The organism is Photobacterium kagoshimensis (genome assembly GCF_050337045.1).
GTDB classification, from domain to species: Bacteria; Pseudomonadota; Gammaproteobacteria; order Enterobacterales; family Vibrionaceae; genus Photobacterium; species Photobacterium kagoshimensis.
In genome coordinates, this window is sequence record NZ_JAKJSO010000016.1 from 19741 (window position 1) to 43499 (window position 23759).

Annotated in this window: 20 protein-coding genes; 3 read left to right on the top strand and 17 right to left on the bottom strand. The window is 44.9% G+C overall.

From position 1 onward, the window contains the following. Positions 1-58: 58 nt before the first annotated feature. The 17 genes from L4C35_RS15330 to agaR all read right to left on the bottom strand — a co-directional run bounded on the left by L4C35_RS15330 (position 59) and on the right by agaR (position 18976). On the bottom strand, positions 59-913 hold the full coding sequence (locus L4C35_RS15330; protein ID WP_048897505.1) for a tagatose bisphosphate family class II aldolase: 855 nt from the start codon (positions 911-913) through the stop codon (positions 59-61). A gap of 109 nt (positions 914-1022) precedes the next feature. Then, positions 1023-2504: a DUF2264 domain-containing protein gene (locus tag L4C35_RS15335; protein ID WP_428463715.1), complete on the bottom strand. Its 1482-nt coding sequence runs from the start codon at positions 2502-2504 to the stop codon at positions 1023-1025. Between the two features lie 62 nt (positions 2505-2566). After that, entirely contained in the window at positions 2567-4174 is a 1608-nt protein-coding gene (locus tag L4C35_RS15340; protein WP_261858669.1) for a sulfatase family protein, read from the bottom strand. Positions 4175-4224: 50 nt separating this feature from the next. Beyond that, entirely contained in the window at positions 4225-5478 is a 1254-nt protein-coding gene (locus tag L4C35_RS15345) for an anaerobic sulfatase maturase (RefSeq protein ID WP_094957965.1), read from the bottom strand. A 376-nt stretch (positions 5479-5854) separates the two neighbouring features. Next, positions 5855-7087 (bottom strand): SNIPE associated domain-containing protein, encoded by a 1233-nt coding sequence (locus L4C35_RS15350; RefSeq protein ID WP_428463716.1) that lies wholly within the window; start codon positions 7085-7087, stop codon positions 5855-5857. Between the two features lie 12 nt (positions 7088-7099). Further along, entirely contained in the window at positions 7100-8449 is a 1350-nt protein-coding gene (locus tag L4C35_RS15355) for an SNIPE associated domain-containing protein (RefSeq protein ID WP_428463717.1), read from the bottom strand. A 532-nt stretch (positions 8450-8981) separates the two neighbouring features. Further along, the gene (locus L4C35_RS15360) at positions 8982-10031 is read right to left on the bottom strand and encodes a glycoside hydrolase family 88/105 protein (protein WP_428463718.1); all 1050 of its coding nucleotides are present in this window, start codon (positions 10029-10031) and stop codon (positions 8982-8984) included. A gap of 42 nt (positions 10032-10073) precedes the next feature. Then, positions 10074-10829, bottom strand: a complete 756-nt coding sequence (gene kduD, locus L4C35_RS15365; RefSeq protein WP_371700464.1) for a 2-dehydro-3-deoxy-D-gluconate 5-dehydrogenase KduD — start codon at positions 10827-10829, stop codon at positions 10074-10076. 82 nt (positions 10830-10911) lie between these two features. Then, a complete protein-coding gene (kduI, locus tag L4C35_RS15370; RefSeq protein ID WP_094958079.1) occupies positions 10912-11742 on the bottom strand; it encodes a 5-dehydro-4-deoxy-D-glucuronate isomerase in 831 nt (276 codons plus the stop codon). Between the two features lie 57 nt (positions 11743-11799). Continuing rightward, positions 11800-12969: an N-acetylglucosamine-6-phosphate deacetylase gene (gene nagA / locus L4C35_RS15375; RefSeq protein ID WP_428463719.1), complete on the bottom strand. Its 1170-nt coding sequence runs from the start codon at positions 12967-12969 to the stop codon at positions 11800-11802. A 2-nt stretch (positions 12970-12971) separates the two neighbouring features. Then, positions 12972-13415, bottom strand: a complete 444-nt coding sequence (agaF, locus tag L4C35_RS15380; protein ID WP_062692390.1) for a PTS galactosamine/N-acetylgalactosamine transporter subunit IIA — start codon at positions 13413-13415, stop codon at positions 12972-12974. Positions 13416-13471: 56 nt separating this feature from the next. Then, positions 13472-14365, bottom strand: a complete 894-nt coding sequence (locus L4C35_RS15385) for a PTS system mannose/fructose/sorbose family transporter subunit IID (RefSeq protein WP_094958082.1) — start codon at positions 14363-14365, stop codon at positions 13472-13474. After that, entirely contained in the window at positions 14355-15125 is a 771-nt protein-coding gene (gene agaW, locus L4C35_RS15390; RefSeq protein WP_428463720.1) for a PTS N-acetylgalactosamine transporter subunit IIC, read from the bottom strand. Before agaW ends, L4C35_RS15385 begins: the two co-directional genes overlap by 11 nt. 48 nt (positions 15126-15173) lie before the next feature. Then, positions 15174-15674 (bottom strand): PTS N-acetylgalactosamine transporter subunit IIB, encoded by a 501-nt coding sequence (agaV, locus tag L4C35_RS15395; protein WP_428463721.1) that lies wholly within the window; start codon positions 15672-15674, stop codon positions 15174-15176. 15 nt (positions 15675-15689) lie between these two features. Continuing rightward, entirely contained in the window at positions 15690-16853 is a 1164-nt protein-coding gene (locus L4C35_RS15400) for an SIS domain-containing protein (protein ID WP_428463722.1), read from the bottom strand. A 10-nt stretch (positions 16854-16863) separates the two neighbouring features. Continuing rightward, on the bottom strand, positions 16864-18150 hold the full coding sequence (gene kbaZ / locus L4C35_RS15405; protein ID WP_428463723.1) for a tagatose-bisphosphate aldolase subunit KbaZ: 1287 nt from the start codon (positions 18148-18150) through the stop codon (positions 16864-16866). A 49-nt stretch (positions 18151-18199) separates the two neighbouring features. Further along, the gene (agaR, locus tag L4C35_RS15410) at positions 18200-18976 is read right to left on the bottom strand and encodes a transcriptional repressor AgaR (protein ID WP_428463724.1); all 777 of its coding nucleotides are present in this window, start codon (positions 18974-18976) and stop codon (positions 18200-18202) included. Between the two features lie 474 nt (positions 18977-19450). Here agaR and L4C35_RS15415 point away from each other — a divergent pair, with 474 nt between their 5' ends. The 3 genes from L4C35_RS15415 (at position 19451) to melB (ending at position 23684) form a co-directional block, all read left to right on the top strand. Beyond that, positions 19451-21004: a sulfatase family protein gene (locus tag L4C35_RS15415; RefSeq protein WP_428463725.1), complete on the top strand. Its 1554-nt coding sequence runs from the start codon at positions 19451-19453 to the stop codon at positions 21002-21004. A gap of 49 nt (positions 21005-21053) precedes the next feature. Then, the gene (locus L4C35_RS15420) at positions 21054-21776 is read left to right on the top strand and encodes an oligogalacturonate-specific porin KdgM family protein (RefSeq protein WP_428463726.1); all 723 of its coding nucleotides are present in this window, start codon (positions 21054-21056) and stop codon (positions 21774-21776) included. A gap of 486 nt (positions 21777-22262) precedes the next feature. Then, on the top strand, positions 22263-23684 hold the full coding sequence (melB, locus tag L4C35_RS15425; RefSeq protein ID WP_428463727.1) for a melibiose:sodium transporter MelB: 1422 nt from the start codon (positions 22263-22265) through the stop codon (positions 23682-23684). The last annotated feature ends 75 nt before the right edge of the window (positions 23685-23759 follow it).

The window sequence follows — 23759 nt, forward strand, 5'->3', positions numbered from 1 at the left end:
TATTCATAGCCAGGAGCATTAAGATAGTGTTTTGTAAATTGTCAGAGTTACGCAGGTATTAGAGTTTTCCTTCGCTACCACATACGCGAATTTTATCGATGACCACTTGTTTCATTGCCGCCTTACCCGGAACAATGTAGTGACGAGGATCGTTAGCTGATGGATTATCAAGGAAGTACTGTTTAACGGCATCAGAGAAGGCAATTTTCAATTCAGTCGCCACATTAACCTTGGTGATACCCAATTCAATGCAACGGCGAACATCTTGATCTGGCACGCCAGATGCGCCATGTAACACCAAAGGCACATCCGTTTTACTGCGAATAATGCCAAGACGATCAAAGTCTAAACACGGCTCTTCTTTATACATGCCATGCGCGGTGCCAATGGCAATCGCTAGCGAGTCAATGCCCGTTTTTTCGATAAACTCAATGGCGTTATCAGGATCAGTAAACAGGGCATCTTTGCTATCAACAATCAGATCGTCTTCCTGACCACCTAAACGACCTAACTCAGCTTCAACCGAGCAGTCCCAACGGTGACAGAACGCCACCACTTTTTTAACCAATTCAATATTTTCTTCAAAAGGTAAGTGTGAACCATCAATCATGGCTGACTTAATACCCGCTTCGATTTTTTGGCGAATATCGGTATACGACTCATGATGATCGAGGTGTAAAGCAATGGGCATTTCATAACGCTTGGCCGCTTCTTTACAAATTCCAACTAAATAGTCAGTACCCGCATAAGAAAACGTGCCCGGTGTACCCGCTAAGATAACCGGTGAACGCATCTCTGCTGCGGTTTCCACAACAACCTGTACCGTCTCTAGATTGTGAATATTGAATGCAGGGACGGCATAGCCACCAAGCTGCGCTTTGTGAAGCATTTCACGCGATGAAACCAAAAACATATAAAACCCCTAAAGACCTTCGTTAACTTTCGCTTTAATCTTATTCGAAAAAGAAAGAAAGTAAATAGATCAAGATCACACTACACTTTCAAAGTGAAAACTTACGAAACTAAAAGAAATGTGACATTTTCGATGTGTAACAGGTAATGCCTTTACGTAAAAGGTTGTTTTTAGGCCTTAACGCCCTGCCACTCACCACTTCCAACGCCTTATCAGCTAGGTTTTGTCGTAATAAACGGCGTGATAATGGCGTCTGCTCTTGGGTGTAGTCACTCAAAAACAAAACCGTCACCTCTTTCGTTTTGAAAGTCCCGATAACATGTGCGTCTATGGCTGGGATTTGAAAGTCAAAATCGCCTTTTTCTATCTCTAATGGCAGCTCTTGTGCTTGCCACAAGCCAGTACGCCCGCCTACATAAAGCGCTATGTTCAACGCGCGTAGCGACCAAAAACTACTGGCAGGGCCGCTATAATTGTCAACTAAGCGGCTATCATCGTCGAAAACCCCTTGGGTTGGTGCGCCTGATTTAAGCGCGCCATTCGAAATGAAGTATTGAAGATTAGTGCGAAAAGCACGTTTCGCTTCACCTATCTCTATCGCACTCGATTGTTGATCGACAGCGGCCAACAAAGGCACTGCAGCAGACAAGCGATAGCAGGCACTACGGCCAAACAAAGGCAAACCTTGAGGGGTAAAGAAGTACCGATAACCCGCCACAAAATCACTCATGGCTTGGTGAATAAAGGTCGCGTCGTAGTCAGGATCAATCTGATCGATCCAGTACAGAGAATAGAAAAAGCCCCACACATTGTAATAGTCGTAATTGCCATTCGCGCCGTCACGGAACCAGCCATCACCGACATAAAACTCTTTTATTCTTTGATATTTACTGTGATCAACCCACTCTTTACCTGTTAGGTCTTTCAACACGAAACTCACGGTTAAGGTGAAAAGCTGCCAGTTGTTATCCAGTGTTTTAAGCGGCGGAATTTGTTCAAACCACGCGGCTATTTGCTGTTGTTGTTGGGTATCCAGCTGCTGCCAAATATGTGCTTTGGTCAGCCAAAGGGTTAACGCCAAATCTGCACTTTCACAAATCCGCTGATCATAATCGTGCAATGTACCCCAATAGCCTTTATGACTCGGATCCGTCCCTGCTAGCAATGCTGTGCGGATAATGTTTACCACATCAATCGGCTTACCGTTTAAACCTTGTAAAGGCGTGCACTCGCCCTCTTGGCTATGCAGCCAAGTCGCCAAGGTTGGAAGCACGCGGCTAACGCCTTCAATAGCATCAGTACGCGCGGTCTGTTGGCTTGGCCGACCGGGATAATAGGCGTGGGTATAATCCCATACTGCATAATGTTCAAAGGCTTCCGCGATATAAGCCACCAAGGCTTCGCATTGCGCTTTCAGTGACGCGCCATCGTTACTGAACAACTTACGAATGGTTTCATCATGCTGCTGATAGGCCGACTTGCGATGACGCAAGCGCACGATGTTTTCCTTAAATAGCTTGAAATACATGGCTGCATCGGGATGTTCATAGGGGATGGTTGGCCGCGGCGTCGCAGCAATAGTCTTAGGCATGGGATGTCTCTTTACAGGTAGAAGCAGATAAAGAAAGGCCTCCGAAGAGGCCTAATTACACGTTACTTGGCAGAATCAGTCAGGATTTGGTAGCGATCTTGTCCCCAAGCAATTGGTGCTGGCTTGGTTTTAATCCAATCGTAAAAAGCCATTTTCAGCTCTTTCACTTTTTCTGGGTATTGCTTGGCGAGGTTTTTCGACTCCGCAGGATCTTTGGCATAGTTGTAAAGCTCGTACTCACCTTTGCCATCATCGTAATAATGCAAAGACCAGTTCTGATCTTTAATCGCCCACTCCCCTTTTGAATGCTTTTCAATGTAAGGGCTTGGAATGAATTCATTGGTCTCGTAAGTGATCCATTTCCAGTAGTTACTCCAAAAATCAGCATTGCTTGAATCGTAGTGAAGTGCGCGAGGACCCGCCCAGTACAAGTAAGGGTGCGGTTGCTCAGCCTTGCCTTTTAGCAAGGGCATAATGTCTTTACCGTCCACTTTCATTTCTGTCGGGATCTTAATACCAGCAGCAGCCAGTGCGGTTGGCAAAATATCCATCGCAGAAATCATAGTATTATCTGCTTTGCCTTCAGGAAGGTGTCCTTTCCAGTGGGCAATAAACGGAACATGCACCCCGCCACGGTAACGCTGGCCTTTAAACGCGCGATCCATGCCGTTCATTGGCATAGGTGATTCATGCACGGCACCGTTATCTGAAAGGAAGAAGATCAGGGTGTTCTCGTACTCACCCATTTCTTTCAATTTATCGATAATTTTACCTATGCCTTCATCAGATGCGTTCACGTGAGCATAGTACTTATCGACTTCAAGATTACCGGTATTAAAGCGTTCCATGAACTTAGCAGGTGCAGGCTGTTCTAGCGGAATATGTGGCACGCTGTAAGCTAAGTTGATGAAGAAAGGCTGCTTTTCTTTATCCGCTTTTTCAATAAACTGGATAGCCTCATTGGTCAGGTTATAAGTGAGGTAACCTGGCGCTGGCGCACTCTTTCCATTGCGGAATACGGTCGGTGAGTTATATAACGCGGCACCTGACACATAGTAGCTGTAGGAGTAATCAAAGCCACGCTCTTCAGGGCCGTAGCCTGGTTCAGCAAGCGAGATTTGATTATCGTGGTAATCACGACTTTGTTCATCTTTAGGAATGAACTCTTTTCGGACTTTGGCGTTGTGGTACTTACCAATATTGGCCGTTGCGTAGCCGTTTTCGTTCATTAATGCAGGCAGCAGTTTGATATCAAGTGGGATCCCCAGTTTGGCATCATCATTACTGTAGGTACCAAAGCTATGAGGGAAACGGCCTGTCATCATACCTGCGCGAGAAGGGCCACAAACAGGGGTTGCAACGTAGGCATTCGTCATCCGCACGCCTTCATTGGCTAGCTGGGTGATGTTTGGCATCGAGCGCTTCGCCGCATCATAAAGCTGGTCAAAATCGCCGTCGTAACGAGCGGGTACCGGACGCTTAACCAATTCATCTTTATTGATATTATCTAGGGCAAAGTCCAATTGCGCAGACCCAAGATCATCCATCACAATCAATAACACATTAGGTTGTTCCACTTTTTCTGCCGCCTGACTCAGGGTCGGGGTAACAGCACAAGCAGCCGCAACAAAACCAGCCAGTATGGTTTTTTTCGGCAGTAACAGATTCATTCTCTACTCCTTTATTTGAGGGTTAACTGTTGATTTGAAACCGAGTAAAACTAACGAGGTTGTTCGCTATGCTTTAAATTCTTGAGAGTCGCCATTACGCTTGCGGCAACACCACCACGCTGAATTTCTTGAGTCATTAAGTGCATGGCTGGCGCTGTATGATGGAAAATGCGTTGATAAGAAGCGCACAGATAATTCTGCTTATGCTTCTCGCCTTGAATGGGCGTAATACGGTGTTTAGGACAACCGCCATAACACAATGCGTGTACTTCACATTGCTGGCATTTATCGGTCAATTTGGTCTGTTTGGCTTTGCCAAATCGCAGTTGCTGTTTGCTGGTTGCTAGCGAAGCGATGTTAGTGGTTGCGATATTGCCCAATTTATTGGCGGGATAAACGTAATGGTCACAAGAATACATGTCGCCATTGGCTTCCAAGATCATGGCTTGACCACACTCTTTGGATTGCACACACACCGAAGCTGGGTAACCCATCCAAGTGGCGAGAATGCTATCGAACATGCGGACAAACACAGTACCGACATCCTCTTTCACCCACTCATCGAATACATCCGTCATAAACTGGCCATAGCCTTTAGCAGGCACAGAAAAGTGGGCTAATTTTGCTTCTGAATTTAGGGTGTAATGGCCGCTGGCCGCGCTCTGACAGCTAGGCTCAACTTCAACAATGGGAATAAATTGCATGAACTGTGCGCCTAATTGTTTTAGCGCGAGATAGGTTTCTTTACCACGGTGCCAGTTCTTATCGTTAATCACCGTGAGGGTATTGAACTCAACCTGATACTCTTTGAGTAAATCAATCGCTTGCTTAACACGAGCAAAGGTTGGTTTTCCATTTACCGAAATACGATACTGATCGTGTACTTCCGCTACACCATCAATCGATACCCCAATCAAAAAATTGTGCTGCTTAAAAAATGCCGCCCATTGGCGATTTATTGCTATCGCATTGGTCTGAAAACTGTTGGTAATGGTTTTGCCGTTGGCATATTGCGCTTGGTATTTCACAACCGATTCATAGAATGCCAACCCCGCCAGTGTTGGCTCACCACCTTGCCACGCAAAGTCGATGGTATCGGCATCTTGAGATCGAATGTAATCACGCACATACCGCTTTAGCATCCCATCCGACATACGGTCAGATGACATGCCCGCAGGCGTAACCTCACCACCATCGAGCATGGTTTCTTTTTCTAGATAGAAGCAATAGTCACACTTTAAGTTACAACGATAACTCGCAGGCTTTGCCATCATATGAAAACGGGCGTTCTGTGTTTGCTTCATCGTAATTCCATTTCTCGAATCGAAGGAGTTTGAAAATACTACGAAAGAAATCGTAAGAATAAAATGACAAAAGTCACAATAAACACTATTTCAAAAGCAACTGAAAGAAAGAGAAAAGCTAAAGATCGATATCAATCGAAAATGAAAGAAGTAAAGCGAAGGAAGTGAAAGACGTATGAAGCACTATTGGGGGTGTTGTAATGGAGTAGTGGTAGGACGGAGAAAGTTTTGGAATAGGGCTTAATGTTGGACACAAATGAATTAGCCAAATGTTAGTTATATCGAAGATCATTTGATTGTGCTTCATCTACAACTAAACTACAACTAAAGGCCATACAAACTGATGTATGGCCTGATAGATAATATCAGTAATAGGTTATGCTATTTCACTCAACTCGAACTGACCATCATACTCATCCATAGCTTTTAGTGCGTCTTCAGCTGAAATATGGAAGAACTCTTTTCTGCCGTTAACTAAATTCACTCTTTGATCAGAAAATTTTCTGTGCAAAAATTTTTCAAATTTAGGAGCATCCTCAGTAAATGCAAATGCATGTACATCAAATAGTTCAGGCACTGAAGCATCGCCCAATTCTTTAACGCGATCGTTCGGATCTGCACGTCTAGTCATGCCAATTTTGATCATACCTTCCCCGAAAGACATCTTGTTTGTAATAACGTAAACGTAGCCAGCACGAGTTTGCTGAGCAAGAGAAATAGCTCGTTTCTCTTTATCTCGTAGTTTTTCAAGTTCTTGTTTGTGGAGTTCGAAGAGTGCCTTTTGCTCTTCAGAGCTAGACTCAAGTTTGCTGAGTTCTTCAGCGACTAAGCGCTCCATAACTTCACGATCTTTTTCAGCTTTTTCAGCGGCCGCTTTAATCCTCTTTTCTTCGCGTTCAGCTTCTCTTTCTATCTGTTTCTCTTCTCTCTCTTCTTCCTTAAGATCTTGCTTCAATTGTTCGTGTTCATAACCTAATCGCAGTTCTTTTATCTTAAGCTGTAAGTACTCATTTTGTAGTTTAGTTTTGACAAGATTGCCCGATGCATTTATCTCATCAAATGCCCTTTGAGCACGGTCAATCAAGCGATTAACGTTGTTCCAATCTACGATTGCTGAAGCAGCTTTGAACTCATTATCGAGGCAGCGTATACGAAGTTTTACTTCTCTATTAAGTAGTTTTTTAGCTTCTGACTTTTTGCCATTGACGGTTATGTCACTATCCATTAAACAAATGCAGGCTTTTTTATCCTTAACGAAGCTCTTAATTTTGAGTTTCGTAGCTTCTAACTGCGCGCATATATCATCGAGATTTCGGGTTGAGGTTAGTTGACTATAAGAAACTGAGTCGCATGTACCAACGCCTAAGTAGTATTGAGAAAGGCGTAGTTCCTGATCCTTCAACTGTGCCAATTCTGTTTTATAGAGCTCTTGAAGTTCTTTGTATTCAGTTTCTACAACTAAGAGTTCATTCTCTTTATTTGTGGCAGGCGCATAAATCCTCTCAATTTCTGCCTCTTTAGATTGAAGTCCAGAAATGTTTGATCGAACTCGAAGTAAGAGGCCTATCGATACAGTCACTAAACCTACCAATATACAAGTAATTAGCATGTTATCTTCCTCTTAAATTGATAGTGGTAGTTGGCTGGAGGTATTAGAGACTTTAACAGTATTCAGTTTAAGTGACTCTCGGATAAGTAAGCTTTCACGGTATTCCTTTGCTTCAATATCAAAGTACCAATCAGCTTCAATGCCCATATCCAACATCGCTTCCTCAACTTGCTTAGGAGAAACCTTGAAGAATTCTTTCCGATGGTTTTCAGTATTAACTCTGGAGTCGTTAAATCGGCGGTGAAGCTCTTTCTCAATTTTAGGGGCATCATTGACGAAAGTGAGAGTATGGACGTCAAATTTGAACGGTACACTAGCATCACCTAATTCAGATACTCTATCCATTGGTTCAAGTCTTCTGGTCATACCGATCTTAACAACGCCTTCACCAAAGCTACCAATATTTGAAATTACATAAATATAACCAGCTCTAGTGAGCTGCGCTTGAGAAGTAGCTCGTTCGAATTTTGATTCAAGCTTCTCTATTTCTTTTTGCATATCTGCAATTTTTTGCTCCATGTCAAGCGCGCTCGCACCGTGAAGTTGTTTAGCAACCTTCTGAGCTTTAACGAGATCAGACTTACGATAGTAGATATCATCTTCTAGGTCGTCGGAATCACCACCAGATTGCTTAGCTTGCTCTCTTAATAATGCTTGTTGTGCTTTCTTCTCTTTCTTCAAACCCTCTTTTTGGAGGAGTTCTGAATGCCAAACAGAGAGCTCTTCTTCTTTGAGGCGAACATATTCATATGAAATAGTAACATTAGCAGTTTCACCAAGTTTCTCTAGTTGCTGCTCTAAGCGACTTAACTTATTGAGTGCAGTGTCATAGCTAGAATGTCGCATCTTTTTTCGAATCATATCGAATTCAGCATTGAATGCTCTAAGAAGGAGACTTTGATACGAAGCAACCATTTGAGCCCCCTTACTAGCACTACCAAACCACTTCCAATTTGAATACGCGGTAGTGGCCTTTCCACTTTTAATAACTAGATATTGACGTTCTAAGCAATCAGCAATTCTTTCTTTGAGGGACTCACTATCGTCGAACTTGTAGGTAGGGGGAAGTAGACCGACATCAATGTATTTGAGTTGTTCTCGGCTGCTTGAAAGATCCTTTTTCATATTGGCGTATATAGGCTTACCATCACTGAGTCTTAAAACTACTTCATCTATGGATGTTTGTAAGTCTGTCAGGATTTCATCAATAGGTTTTTCTGACAGTAAATTCTCTTTTCTGATGATTTCGGCCAGTAATTTTTTTCTTTTGTTTAATGCTAAAAAAAATGTCATCAGCACAAAGATAAGCACAAAAGACAATGCTAGCCATAAAGTCTGAAATGGTTCGATACTTTCAGGCATGCGCCCCCCTTGGGTTAATTTTAAAGATTCAGAGTGTTAATTATGTATGTAAGGCTGATATGATACAGCTCTTTCTGGTTTAATATCCAACCTAGCACGCGCCGATTAGGCTATTTTTTTAAGTTGAACAAGTTTAATTAAAGGTGTTGTCGATTGCAGGCTAAAGAGCGGCGTGTCTTCTGGCTACTTTAAATGAGATGAACAATGGCATTGTTGTCTAAATAGGTTGAACCTTTTTAGTTCCTTCGAACTAGCCTCATACTCTTGTTAGATTGCCGATAAATACCGGAGGGGCAAGCAGGAACTGAAATAATACGTGTATTTTTTTATACTGAATACTAACCTACCTGAACACATTTTGGTGCAAAGGTCGTTTAATGCCCCCATAGACGACACCAACAGAGGTTTATCTTTATACCTTGCCTTTGATTTTCATCCTATTACAGTACTCGAAAAAAAAGCTGAGCCATCACAGCTCAGCTTTCCACATAACAATTACCCGTTAACTCTGCGAATTAATGACTGTTGCTATTCACTCAGCAAGCTTTGCAACTTCTGTCGCCGCTAACATAAACGCACCTGCACCGTAATCGATATTATGCTCGAATTTCACATCTCGCGGATTAAAGGCTGGGAGTTGTACCCAGCCCATCATACCGTTGTCGTGAATACAGCCCTGCAAAGCGGCCCATGCTTTTTCAACCACTGGAAGGTAAGTATCACGATCAAGTTGCTCGGTATTAATCCCCCATGCTAAGCCATAACAAAACAGCGCAGTGGCACTGCTTTCAGGTGCTGGGAAACTTTCAGGGTCGAGCAAACTGGTTCGCCAAAAACCATCTGCTTGCTGGTATTTCACTACCTCTGCCGCAAGGTTATTAAATAACTCAAGGTAGCGACCACGTTCGCTATAGTCTTCTGGCATACGTGCCAATAAGCGCGGTACAGAGGCTAATACCCAGCCGATACCGCGGCTCCAGAACACTTTATTGCCATTTGCTTCGCGCAGTTCATTGCCACTACCATCTGGAATGTAGCGGTGATCGCGATAAAACAAACCTGTTTCTGGATCGAATAGGTGATCAACTGAATCCCAGTAGGCGGTGTTCATGTAATCAAGGTATTTATTGTCACCAGTTTGCTGCGACAAGGCGGCAAAGGCTGGCGGCGCCATAAATAATGAATCACACCACCACCAATCTTTACGCCCGAGCTCTGGGGTCTCCACCATCAGCTCCAACGCTTTGATCGTTGGCTCAAGGGCTTCAGCTTGATTCACCACAGGGTAAACATCAAGGTATGCCTGACAGCAGATGTGGTCATCCGCAAAGCGCGCATTGGGGCCCGCACGAAAACCTGTGTGCAACGCGTAATTCATCACACCATCGAGGTATTCTGAGTCATCGGTTGCTAGCCATGCTGCCGAGGTACAAGACCAAAATACACCTCGTTCCCAATCGGTATCTTTAATAAAACGGGTTTTGCCACTACGACGGATCACGCTGCGCGTTTGATTGGCCGCTTGGTAGCGATATACCCGCTTCATGGTATCGAGAATGGCTTGTTTAGTGCCTAACGTCATCTTGCTTCTCCCTTTTCCCTTTTCTTTCGCATACGTGCTTGCTTAACGCGCCAACCAACCACCATCAACTGCAATGGTGTAGCCGTTGACGTAATCGCTCGCAGAAGAGGCAAGGAATACCGCTGGGCCTTCTAAGTCTGCTGGCAAGCCCCAACGATTCGCAGGAATACGCTCTAAAATTGCTGCATTACGCGCTTCATCCGCACGCAGAGCCGCCGTGTTGTCGGTTGCCATGTAGCCCGGCGCAATCGCATTCACGTTAATGTTGTGCTCGGCAAGTTCCGTTGCCAAGGCGCGGGTTAAGCCCATCACCGCTGACTTACTCGCGGTGTAAGAAGGTACGCGGATACCGCCTTGGTAAGACAGCATTGAAGCGATATTGATGATCTTGCCGCCATTGCCCTGTTTAACAAATTGCTTGGCAACAGATTGTGATAAGAAGAACAAGGTTTTCTGGTTAATGTTGATCACATCATCCCAGTCTGATTCTGAGAATTTCAGCAGATCTTCACGGCGAATGATGCCTGCGTTGTTGATCAAAATATCAACCTGCCCCATCACCTCAACCGCTTCCGCAACAATGGCTTCAAGCTTATCTTGTTCCATTAGGTTGGCCGTAATGTAGTGGAACTTACGACCCAGCGCTTCCACTTGTTGTTGGGTCTCAGGGGCTGCTTGGTGGCCAATCCCTACAATATTTGCGCCCGCTTTCGCCAGCCCTAACGCCATACCCTGACCAAGGCCCGTATTACAGCCAGTAACGATGGCAACTTTGCCTGAAAGATCAAACATGTTCATTTGGAATTCCTAATTTAGCTGGGCGGTATAGCAAGCAATGAAAAGCTAATGCTATTCGCTATACCGCAAATTGAGAGAGGTGTTACTTCAGATCGCTCATTGCGACGTGGTCCATGTCATGGAAGGTTTGGTTCTCTCCCACCATGCTCCAAATAAAGGTGTAAGCCGCGGTGCCAACGCCTGAGTGAATAGACCAGCTAGGGCTGATCACCGCTTGTTCGTTACGCATCACAATATGGCGGGTTTCTTGTGGCTCACCCATGTAATGGAAAACGATATTGTCGTCTTTCATGTTGAAGTACAGGTACACTTCCATACGGCGTTCGTGGGTATGGCACGGCATGGTATTCCAAAGGCTACCCGGTGCTAGCTCTGTCAACCCCATTAGTAGCTGGCAAGTTGGTAGAACCGCAGGGTGAAGGTACTTGTTGATGGTACGAACGTTACAGTTTTCTTGGCTACCTAGGGTTTCTGGCGAGGCATCTTCACGGGTAATTTTGCGGGTTGGGTACGTCATGTGGGCTGGCGCGCTGTTCACGTAGAAACGAGCAGGCTGCTGAGCCGAGACACTTTCAAATTTAACTTCTTTAGCCCCTTTACCCACATAAATGGCTTCACGCGTGCCAATCTCATAGGTTTTGCCATCAACAATGACTAAGCCTGGCTCACCGATATTGATCGCACCCAGTTCGCGACGCTCTAGGAAGTAATCAACACCGATTTCTTTACCGCCCTCAAGCATTAATGCTTCATCAGTCGGTACGGCACCGCCAACAATAATGCGGTCAATGTGGCTATAAGTTAGGTTCAGTTGACCTTCTTGAAACATATTTTCGATCAGGAACTGCTCACGAAGCCCTGCTGTGTCGAGTTGTTTAGCGTGTTCGCTATGAATTGGTTGACGAATTTCCATGTTAAACCTCTTATTCATTTGTTTGGCAAGGTACGCGACGTTATGTCGTCGTGGCTGTTAGTGACCGCTTTTCATCGCAGCGGCTTGGTAGGCCCATTCACCTTTTAGTAAGGTCCCTTGCACGTGTAATGCTTCATTCATAACAATCAGGCTGGCATCCATGCCTTCGGCAATACTGCCAAGGCGATGGGCAAGCCCAAGATAATTGGCAGGAACATACGATGCCATTTGCACCGCTTCCCATTCAGGTACATGGCTGCTGAACACCATGTTTCGCAGCGCTTGATCTAAGCTACAAGTGCTACCTGCAAGCGAACCACACTTAGTGCGCGCAGCGCCATCAGTGACGGTAATGGTTTGTGCGCCAAGTAAGTATTCACCATCGGCTAAGCCACCCGCACGCATACAATCTGTGATTAGGGCAATGCCTTGATAGCCTTTCATTCGGTAGGCGAGTTGCATCATGACTGGGTTAACGTGAATACCATCGGCTATGAGTTCTGCCAGCATGTCGTGGTAAAGCACCGCGCCACAGCAGCCAGGTTCGCGGTGATGTAGCCCTCGCATACCGTTGAAAAGATGGACCCCACAATCGGCGCCACGGTGATAAGCTTCTGTGACTTGATCAAAGGTGGCATCGGTGTGTGCAACCGACGATTTGATTTCACGCTCGGCCAGCCAACTGATCGCTTCCATTGCCCCTTTCGCTTCTGGTGCAACCGCCACACGGAGTAGCGACTCCCCCGCACTTTGATGAAGCTGTTCAAGCTCAGCCAATGATGGCAATTTTAAATACGCCGTTGGGTGCGATCCACGATGAGGCTCGGTGAAATACGGACCCTCTAAAAAACTCCCCAATAGTTCCGCACCTTGGTGCTGCACTGTTGAAGTGAAACTGCGAACCTGCTCTAAAGCATTTAGAATATCGGTCCAAGGCGCTGTCACTGTGGTGCCAACCCAAGCAACAACCCCTGTTTGAGGTAAGGCATTGGCGATGGTTTGCAGTGCGTTATCTGTTGCATCCATCACATCGGCGCCGTCACGGCCATGAATATGAATATCCACAAAGCCCGGCATTAAAGATTGCCCTTCAAGGCGAATAACAGGGCAGTCTGTTGGAATATCCGTCGTGAGTGCTGCAATCTTTCCATCTGCAACAATAACGAGGGTATCTGTGGCTATCCCTTGTGGTGTAAACACCCGATCGGCGTGTAAAGCGTATCGCATGGTTATAACCCATCTTCACATTCAGAAACGGGCTCAGGTTGCATCAGCGCTTCGACTTCTTTGCGCATGTCTTGCATACACGAAGTGCCAATCTCTAGTAATAAGTCCACCAGTACTGGCAATGTCACGTCTTCACGTTCAAAAGCGGCATTGGCTATCATAGGTAAGTTAGCGCCACCAATAAGCTCAACGTTTGGCTGATCCATCAAAATCGCCAGCGCACGGTTACACGGTGAACCACCTGGAATATCGGTTAAAAACAACACCCCTTCGCCCGAATCTACGTCTTGTGCCGCTTGACGAAGATCCGCTTCAAGTTGCTCTGTCGACATTGATTCTACAAAGTCGATAAACGCCATTTGCTCTTGCTCACCCGCAATCGCTTTTACTGCCGACTGCATCCCAGATGCGAAGTTAATATGGCCTGAAACAACAATACCAATCATCTTAAAATCCTTGATTAGGGGGGAGGTTATCCCCCCAAGCTATCGAAACGTATGGCTTACAAAATACCGAGGAAGTGACCGACAACACCGGCTGCAAGGGTTGAGAAAATCAACACTGGCGGTTTAGCCCAAAAGCCCGTGCCCTTCACCATCTTGAGCATAAAGAACACCAATGCCAGTGGCAGAATGTTCGGCATGATCTTGTCGAATAAGGCACTTTGTAGTTCGACTACCTTGCCCCCCAATTCGAGCGAGGCCGTGGTCTGGACCCGAATAAAGGTGGCCGATAGTGCCCCGATAACAAAGATACCCATGATATTGGCGGCTTTGGCGAGCTTCTCGGTGGCATCACTCATGTTCACCATGGCGGCTGTACCCGCTCTGTAACCCATGAACATCAAACCGAAGTACACAGCAAAGTGAACAATTTGGTACAAGAAGAAGAACACGAATGGACCAGCAATCGAGCCTTCCATCGCAATCGACGCACCCAGTGCCAAGGTCAATGGCATCAAGGTCATGTGGTCAATCGCATCACCGATACCGCCTGTTGGTCCCATACCCGCAACTTTCATTACGTTAACGGTCGACGGTTTTTCTTTGTTCTCTTCCATTGCAATGGCTGTACCTAGCAAGAAAGTGAACAACTTAGGGCTGGCATTAAAGAACTGTAAGTGGTTCTTTAGTGATTTCGCCAAATCGCGTTTATTATCACCGTGGATCTTCTTCAGTGCTGGGATGATGGAGTAAGCAAAACCACCCGCCTGCATCCGCTCAAAGTTAAAGTTACCTTCCATGAACAGACCACGTAGCGCACAGATCCAAAGATCTTTTTTCGAAATCACTTTACGTGGTGTGGTGTCTTCGTATGAATCAATATCATCAACCAGACTTTCATGAACCTTGGTGTTTTTACCGGCTAAAGTGCCTGCTGTGATATCAGATGCCATCTTCAAATTCCTCTACTTGTTGGTTGTTTGAACTTCCATTATTTCCACTGAAGAAGTAGTAAAGCGCGGCTGCTGACGCACCTAGAATTGCTACAGCCATGATTGGTAACTTGAGGTACGTTGTCATTACGAAGCCGATGAAGAACACACCCGCCACTTCTTTTGACCACATGATTTTCAGTAACATTGCGAAACCAATTGCTGGAACCATCTTGGCACCAATACCCAGGCCTTCTAGCAATACTTTCGGCGCGTTTTCATCAATCCAACTGGCGGCGTGCTCGCCAAAGTAAACCGTGATGAAAGCAACTAAGGCGTACAGTAAAGAACGTAACGAGATGGTGGTGATCAGTAGCCTGTCTATCCCGCCTGTGTCTCCAGTTTCAGCAAATCGATCCGCTTTACCCATAGTGAAAGACGTTAGCGCGAAGAAACCAATGACTAACATTTGCATCATGACGGCAATCGGCATACCTACACCCATTGCTACTTCTGCTGATTGGCCTGTCATCACGGCAAAAGCAACAGCAGCAATCGTACCCATGGTCACATCTGGCGGCTGTGCCCCAGCGTTAGGCACCAAGCCTAACCATGCCAGTTCCAAGGTGGCACCAGCAATCAGACCAATTTGCATATCACCCATGATCAGACCAACAACAGGGCCTGTGATGAGTGGGCGGTGGATGTTCAACGCGACATCGTATTTATCGATACCACAGAAGAACGCCCATATTGCGACCAGCGTAGCTTCAAAAAACATGATTTATTCCTTGTTTAAATCTCTGTTTATAGTGAGGTATGACGCGGCTTACGCCGACGTCATGGCAAGTTCAAGAACGTTGACAGGGTTTTGATCTGGCGTGTTTTGCACTGTGCAGACCACACCGCGTTCCACCATACGTTCAAAAGCATTGATATCTTTTTCATCAACCGAGACCGTCTTAGCGATCTGGCGTTTACCCTCATGAAAATGCATATTGCCAACATTGCAGTGTGTCAGTGGCACACCACCTTCGACTAAGCGAGCAACATCTGTAGGGTTGTTACATAAAATGAAGATCTTCTGTTTCTCTGATGCTTTGTGGATCACATCAATGGTTTTCTGGATAGAGAAAAAACGAACGGCATACTCACCACCAGCTGAAGCTTTCATTCCCGCTTGCATAAAGGCAGCGTTTGGCCCGTCAGCAGCGTCATCATTAGCTACAAGGATTAAGTTTGCTTCAGTGTGCTTTCCCCAAGTGATTCGAATTTGACCATGTAGTAGGCGCTCATCGATTCGGGTCCAAACAATGTTAGGTGCTGTCATAAGAGTGCTTCCTGTCTACTTATTAAAGTTATGAATAGTGACACCTTGAACAACGCGGTTTACTTCACCGGTAGGGCAAGGATTATCAGGCGTGTTACCCAGTGCGATTGCACGATGGAATGCATAAATCTGGGCAAAAATAATGTATGGGAATAAGAGCTCGATATCAGTCGCAGTATCCATGGTAGGGACATGTAGGTAGTCACCACTGGTGACTTGATCATCTAGCTGAGCTGTAATAGCAATGACTTTACGCGCAATCTTGTCGCGACGCAGTTCGCTTAACAGATCAAGGTCATATTGGCGGGTGTATGGGTTATTCGAGATATACACAACTATCAACGTCTCGTTATCTACAATGGATTTAGGTCCATGACGAAAGCCCAATGGCGAGTCATACGTTGCTACGACTTTGCCAGCTGTCAGCTCAAGTAGCTTTAAAGCAGATTCCTGAGCTAACCCTTGCAAACCACCACTTCCTAGGTAAATGACGCGGCTGATATCTAGCTTTGCCATATTACTGATAGGTATATTAATTTCCTTGATCAGCTCCTCAGAACATAAGGATAACCTTTCAATCTCTTTCGAATGATCACACTTTCCATCAAGAATCGAAAATGCAGCCACCATCATCGAAGAAAAGCTCGAGGTCATCGCAAACGATTTATCATTGGTTTCTTCAGGCATCAGTAATGCGAAACTACGGCTATCGTTCGCGCTATTTTTATATAGCTGCCCCTCGGCATTACAGGTCAGCACAAGGTGATAGCAGTTGGTGAGGCATTGATTTGCCAACTCAACCGCTGCAACACTTTCAGGGCTGTTGCCCGAGCGAGCAAACGACACCAATAACGTTGGTAAATCTTCCGCGAAGTATTGGTACGGATTCGAGACTAAGTTCGTTGTCGCAACAGCATCGACACGTCTTCCTGTATTTTCAGCTAAGGCAGGTGCCAGTGCTTGACCAGCAAACGCCGATGTTCCCGCGCCTGTCATCACAATGCGTAAGTTGGGGTGTGCTAGCACCTTCGCCATAAAAGCATCAATCGCTGGCTGACATTCACTAAACGTCGCCTGTGTTTTACGCCAGCATGCAGGTTGCTGCTCCACTTCTTTGGCTGTCCAGAAAGCATTTAAGCTTTCAAGATCGTGATCTGAGTAGCCCAGATATTGGTTCATGTTGTACCTCTTAACCTTTAATTTGTTTACAGGCTTTCGCATAGCTACGAAGTACCTGATGAATTTTGTCGAGAACCAAAGCTTTAGGCTCAGATTCAATCAGCCCAGCACGAACCGCTTGAAACTGTTCAGGCAAATACTGACTTAATAGGGGAAGTGGAATGCCAGTGCGCGACAGGTTGGCAAACAATGTTTCTTGGGCGTGATGAATTTGTTCATTCGGCCAGTAATAACGAATGCGATCACTGAAGCTGTAGCAACGTGCAAAGCGCTGTTGGTGTTCATCACCGTGGTAATATTTGTTCCAGTAATCGGGCGCATTACACATCTGCTGCTCAATCATTTCGCGGAGGTTGGAACAATGCGCTTTGGCGACAATCTCTTCTTCAATATCGCAAAGGTTGAACAGTGCTTCTCGCATTGCAAACGTTAAAGCAGGGCCAACTTTCAAAATCGCAAAATGGCCTTCAACTAATGCCTGATAGGCTTTATCGGTTTGATAATCGGTAGAGTGTGCTTCAAACACTAAGTGTGGGTAGTTGTTCACTACGGTACTTAAAGACACGGCTTTTTCTGGGCAATAATCGATAACGCCAGTGTGGTCAAATTCAACCCCAGGTTGCACCACTAATCCAATAACCCGTGACCAACAATCAGCAACGCCTACGGCGTCAAAGGCAGCTTTGTGGCATTCAATGGTTTTAATAGCCGCTTCAGGAGAGGTGACTTCCAGCTCATTAAGCGCTTCTGCCGCCCCACCCGGTACGGGTACTTCGGTACCGATCACATAGGAAAGATCGCTAGCACCGAAATTTGAGATCGCGGTACTTTCCGCAATTTTTGCCAATCTTGCTGCACGTTCCGCGACAATGTCATCAGAAAGCGGCACAGGATCATCAAGACAAGACATGCTGCAATCGAGGTGAATTTTCTTAAAACCAGCAGCGACATAAGCCGCGATTAAGTCATCGGCATTTCGCATGGCTTCATCGGCATTAAGGCCTTGCCAGCGATTGGGACCTAGATGATCGCCACCTAAAATAAGTTTTTCAGTAGGGAATTGAAGTAATTCCGCCATCTCCAATACGAAATTTCGAAAGTCGACAGGCGTCATGCCTGTGTAACCGCCAAATTGATCGACCTGATTGGAGGTAGCTTCAATTAATAATAAAGAATCGTCGCTCAACGCCTGCTTGAGAGCGGCTTCTATCACCAGAGGGTGAGCAGAACAAACAGCATAAATACCGTTTTGTTCACCCGCTTTATGACGTTGAACGAGATTTTGAAGGGTGTTCATGTACTAACTCCACAATCCACATCTGAGATGCTGTTATGGAGTTAGTGGGTTAATACTCTTTTTCTACGATAATCACATCAACTTTCATTTCACGAAGACCTTGAACGTAGTCTTCAGGAATATCAGAATCTGTCACTAAGATATCAATGTTTCCGAACTCACGAATCATGTGGCAACTACGCTTACCGAATTTACTTGAATCGGCGACCGCAATCACTTGCTCAGAAATCTCACACATTAAGCGGTTAAGACTCGCTTCCTGCTCATTGTGTGTCGTGATACCAGCTCTTAAATCAAAACCGTCCACACCAAGGAAAACTTTATCAAAACGATAGTTTTTCAAACTGTGTTCAGCTTGAGAGCCCGAAAAAGAGAGTGCATTCTTACGAAGTACACCACCCGACATCAGAACCTCTATTCCAGGTGCCGATGCCAACTCCATTGCAACATCCAGACCATTGGTCATAACCACTACATCTTCCAGCGATTTCAAGCTGGATGCGATTTCTCGCGTAGTCGTTCCCGAATCCAGAATAACAGTGTCACCACTTTCGATAAGTTTCGCTGCAGCCTGACCAATCAGAGATTTAATACCCGCATTTTGGCGGCGTTTCTCATGAACAGTCAGCTCTGCAATCACCCCAGTATTCGGAATGGCTGCGCCATGAGAGCGGACAACATAACCATTCTTTTCCAGAAAACTAAGATCACTTCGAATCGTGACACTAGAGACATCAAACTGTGCGGCAAGGTCCTCGACACGTGCTTTACCATCACGGTTAACCACGTTCACAATTTCCATGCGCCTTTCGACTGCACTTTTCACTTTACCTTGTCTCCTTACGAAACCAGCAAAATCCCTTTCGCTTGATTTCGAATACAGCTTACACCTAAAAACGAAAGCAACAACGCAAGAAATGAAAACTTTTGATCTCTTTCACAATCTTTCGCATTGTTACGTTTACTCTTGCGTAGACTTACGCATTTGTTCATATCATAACCCTCGCCAACCCTAAAGCCAAACTCTAACCACCAACATCGCTCTCAATTTTAATGAATTGTGTGACATATAAAGATAAAAACTTTCGCTAAAAGCACGAATTAACTTTCGTTTACTTTTTTGTGATCGAATACACAGCCATTAAAATTTCGATCACTTACGATCCGAAGCAATTCGCAAGCGACCGTAAGTAATTAATCGCGCTAGGTCATAAAAATAACCAAACACAAGATTAATGAAAGAAAGTAGACCTTTCATTTGTTTTTAAACATCCAATACGTTTCACTTTCAGGAGACCATATGTCTATCTCGCGACGTAGCCTACTAAAAGGCATGGCAGCCACCAGTGCTGTCGCGGCAACGGCAGGGTGTGCCACATCACCCAGTACCCTCACCGCTAGTGACAGCAAAGCACCACCAAAGAAACAACCCAATTTACTGATCGTCTTTCCTGACGAAATGCGTGCCCACGCGTTAGGGTTTATGAAGCAAGACCCGTCTGACACGCCACACCTGAACCGCTTTGCGAAACAGAGTGTGGTACTGCGTCAGGCTGTGTCTAACTTCCCGCTTTGTACCCCTTTCCGTGGCATGCTGATGACAGGGCAATACCCTTACCGTAACGGCATTCAAGGCAACAGCCATACCGCAATGCCGGGCAAATTTGGCGGTAAAGATTTTGGAATTGAATTAAAGAAACAGACCCGTACTTGGTCAGATATTTTGAAAGATCAAGGCTATAGCATGGGCTATATCGGAAAATGGCACCTTGATACGCCAGAAGCTCCCTTTATTCCAAGCTATAACAACCCAATGGAAGGCCGTTACTGGAATGATTGGACAGCCCCAGATCGTCGTCATGGTTTCGACTTTTGGTATGCCTACGGCACTTACGATAAACACCTAACACCTATGTACTGGACCAATGAAACACCACGTGATCAGCCGATCAAAGTGAATCAATGGAGTCCAGAACACGAAGCTGACATTGCGATTAAATACTTACGCAATGAAAACGGCGCCTACCGTGATAGCGATAAGCCCTTTACGTTAGTGGTGTCGATGAACCCACCCCACTCGCCTTACGACCAAGTACCGCAAAAATATTTAGATCGTTATAAAGATAAAACCTCACAAGCGCTGAATACCCGACCAAATGTGCAGTGGGATAAGGAATACCTTGAAGGTTACGGCCCTGAGTATTTCAAAGAATACATGGCGATGGTTAATGGGGTTGATGAGCAGTTTGGCCGTATTGTCGACGAGCTTGACCGCTTAGGTCTTGAAGAGGAAACCCTTGTGGTCTTCTTCTCGGATCATGGCTGCTGCCTTGGTTCACACGGTATGCCAACCAAAAACAACCATTACGATGAGTCTATGCGGATCCCTATGATGTTCCGTTGGCCAGGAAAACTCGCCCCACGCCAAGATGATCTCTTATTCTCAGCACCGGATATTTACCCAACCTTATTTGGCTTAATGGGTATCCCTGATCTGATCCCAGATACCGTTGAAGGGGCTAACTTTGCCAATACCATCAATGGCATCGAAGGGGATGATAAACCTAGCTCGCAGTTCTACACCTTTATGCCATACGGCGGGCAATCCTATGGCCGCCGTGGCGTAAGAACCGATCGCTACACCCTCATGATGGATAGAAAAATTGGTAAACCACTGACTGTGGTACTGCACGACAACCAGCAAGATCCCTATCAAATGCAAAACATCGCCGAGGAAAATGAAAGCCTAGTACATCAATTAGTCGAAGAGGAATTGATGCCTTGGCTTGAACATACCGGTGATCCTTGGCGCCCGACCGAAGTACCCGCCAATACCGCCAATGCTTACACCTAATTAAACATTCACAACTCAATCAAATACCAACTTAAACAATAAGGTTATTATGAACACGACAACGAAATTTATGCTGGCCTCTTTATTAGCAGCATCATCAGCACAAGCCCTGGCTAACGACTATAAAACTACGGTTGAATACCGCCACCAATATTTAGACGGTTCAGAAAAACATGCTGATCGTTTTAAAGCCTTTTTAGATACAGGTAAAAACATTGGTTTTGAACTCGATGCACGTTACTCAAATGATGACGGCGCCTTCGATGCGATGACCATGAATGGCTCAGAGTTTTCAGCCTTCTATTACAAGAAACTGAATAAGAACATCGTTGGGTTAGTTGGTACCTCACTCGACTTTACTTCTGCGGGTCTTGTCTACGTGCCGTATGCACGTTTGAACTACGCGTTCGACAACGGTTTCCGTATCCAAGGTCGTTATAAGTGGAAATTCTGGGATTACGGTCAACAAGGTACTGACGGCAATAGCTACCATTCAAAAATCCAACAATTTGATACTTGGCTAGGTTATAAAACAGGAGATTGGGACTTCCAATACGAGTTCCAATTCTGGAAAGAGATGTCTGACAACGCGCAACCACTATTTGATAACGGCTCCACCGACTACTTACACAATGCGCGCGTGATGTACTCGATTAAGACCGCAGACGGTGAAAACTGGCGTCCATTTGTTGAAGTGGGCCAAGTGAAACAAAGCCGCACTAGCGATGAAAGACAAATCCGTTACCGTGTGGGGATTAAATACACGTGGTAATAACCCCGTTAATCATTCGGTTTGCTTAATTCATTAGCATCATTTAGCCGTTGAAAAAAAGCCTCACTTCAATCGAGCAATCAATGAAGCGAGGCTTTTTTCTTAGGTGTAGCGATAATAATGTACGACTAACAACATTCATTCTCACAACCTCAAGAATTTGGCGGCAAAATAAGACGCTCACATCAAATCCTGTAAATCGCCCCCTTTCGCACCGTTAACTATCCGTACTATATGGACAACTTTCCTATTTACTCATTTTTTATTAACTCAACCGATAAATTTTAGAAAATGGGATAGTGTTGTCGATTACCGAGAAGAATAGTTCGATTTAATACGTGTAGATTGTGTCATTAATTATTTAAGTCACTGCTTATTTAGCGACTTAATTAAAAAGCACTGACACCTCTGAACTTAGCTCGCTACCTAGCGACAAGTTCCCCCTCACAATTTATTAATCGTATGTTGTTGTACATAAGGATGTTTATGTCAATTTCAATGAAAACTAAACTTAGCTACGGATTTGGCGCATTTGGTAAAGATTTCGCCATCACCATCGTATACATGTACTTGATGTTTTATTACACCGATGTTGCAGGTATTTCCGCTGGTATAGTCGGCTCTATTTTCCTTATTGCCCGTATATGGGATGCTATCAATGACCCGATAATGGGTTGGATAGTTAATAGCACGCGATCACGGTGGGGAAAGTTTAAACCTTGGCTGCTAATCGGTACGCTTTCTAATTCCATTGTTCTGTTCATGCTCTTTCAAGCCCACCACTTTGAAGGCACTGCATTAATTGTTTATGCTGCTGTTACTTATATCTTGTGGGGCATGACTTACACCCTCATGGATATTCCTTTCTGGTCATTGGTCCCTACATTAACCATGGACAAGAAAGAACGCGAAGCACTTGTGCCGTTTCCTCGTTTTTTCGCAAGCCTAGCTTGGGCGCTATCTGCCGCCATAGCCATGCCTATTGTTGATTACTTTGGCGGTGACGATAAAGGGTATGGGTTCACTGTATTTGCTTCTATTTTGATTGGTTTCTTTATCGTCTCTACGGTTATCACGCTGACCAATGTGAAAGAAAAATACACAACAGACAATGTTAAAGACAAAACATCGGAAACAGAAACGAGTGATCGCCTTTCGCTTAAAAAAATGCTCTCGTTGATCCACCAAAATGATCAATTATCTAGCTTGCTATGTATGGCGCTATCAAAGAATTTAGCAGGTAACATCATCACAGGGTTTGCCGTTTACTATTTTACTTATGTAATTGGTGATCCCGCGCTGTTCCCTTTCTATATGGCTTACGCAACCATTGCTAATCTTATTGCTACTGCACTCTTTCCTAAACTTGCAATGAAATTTACCCGCCGACAACTATGGGCGGCTTCTTGTATATGCCCACTAATAGGTTCTGGTATTTTAATTGCGATTAGCATGTTTGATGCAGCGAGTGCGTTTACCGTGACAACCGCAGGCGTGTTTATGACTGTGGGTAATGCCCTGTTCTGGGTACTGCAAGTTATTATGGTTGCAGACACCGTTGACTATGGCGAATATAAATTAGGTATTCGTTGTGAAAGCGTCGCTTATTCAGTTCAAACTATGGTTGTTAAAGGCGGTTCAGCACTTGCTTCATTCTTTATTGGGGTGATTTTGACAATTGTGGGCTATGTACCAAACATTGAACAATCTAGTGAAACCATCTTTGGTATGCAGTTAATTATGATAGGTTTGCCAGCTTTCTTCTATGGGCTGACCTTATTCATATACTTCAAATACTATAAATTGAACGGTGCGTTCCTTGAGCAAGTTCAAGCAACGATAAAGTCTAAGTATGCCGTTGATGATAATGAAACTACAGACAACCTAGAAGTGGTTACCCAATCATAACTTAATCAAAATAAAGCGCCTATCCAGACAGATAGGCGCTTATATATAGGTATTGATAAATAGGCACTTATATTA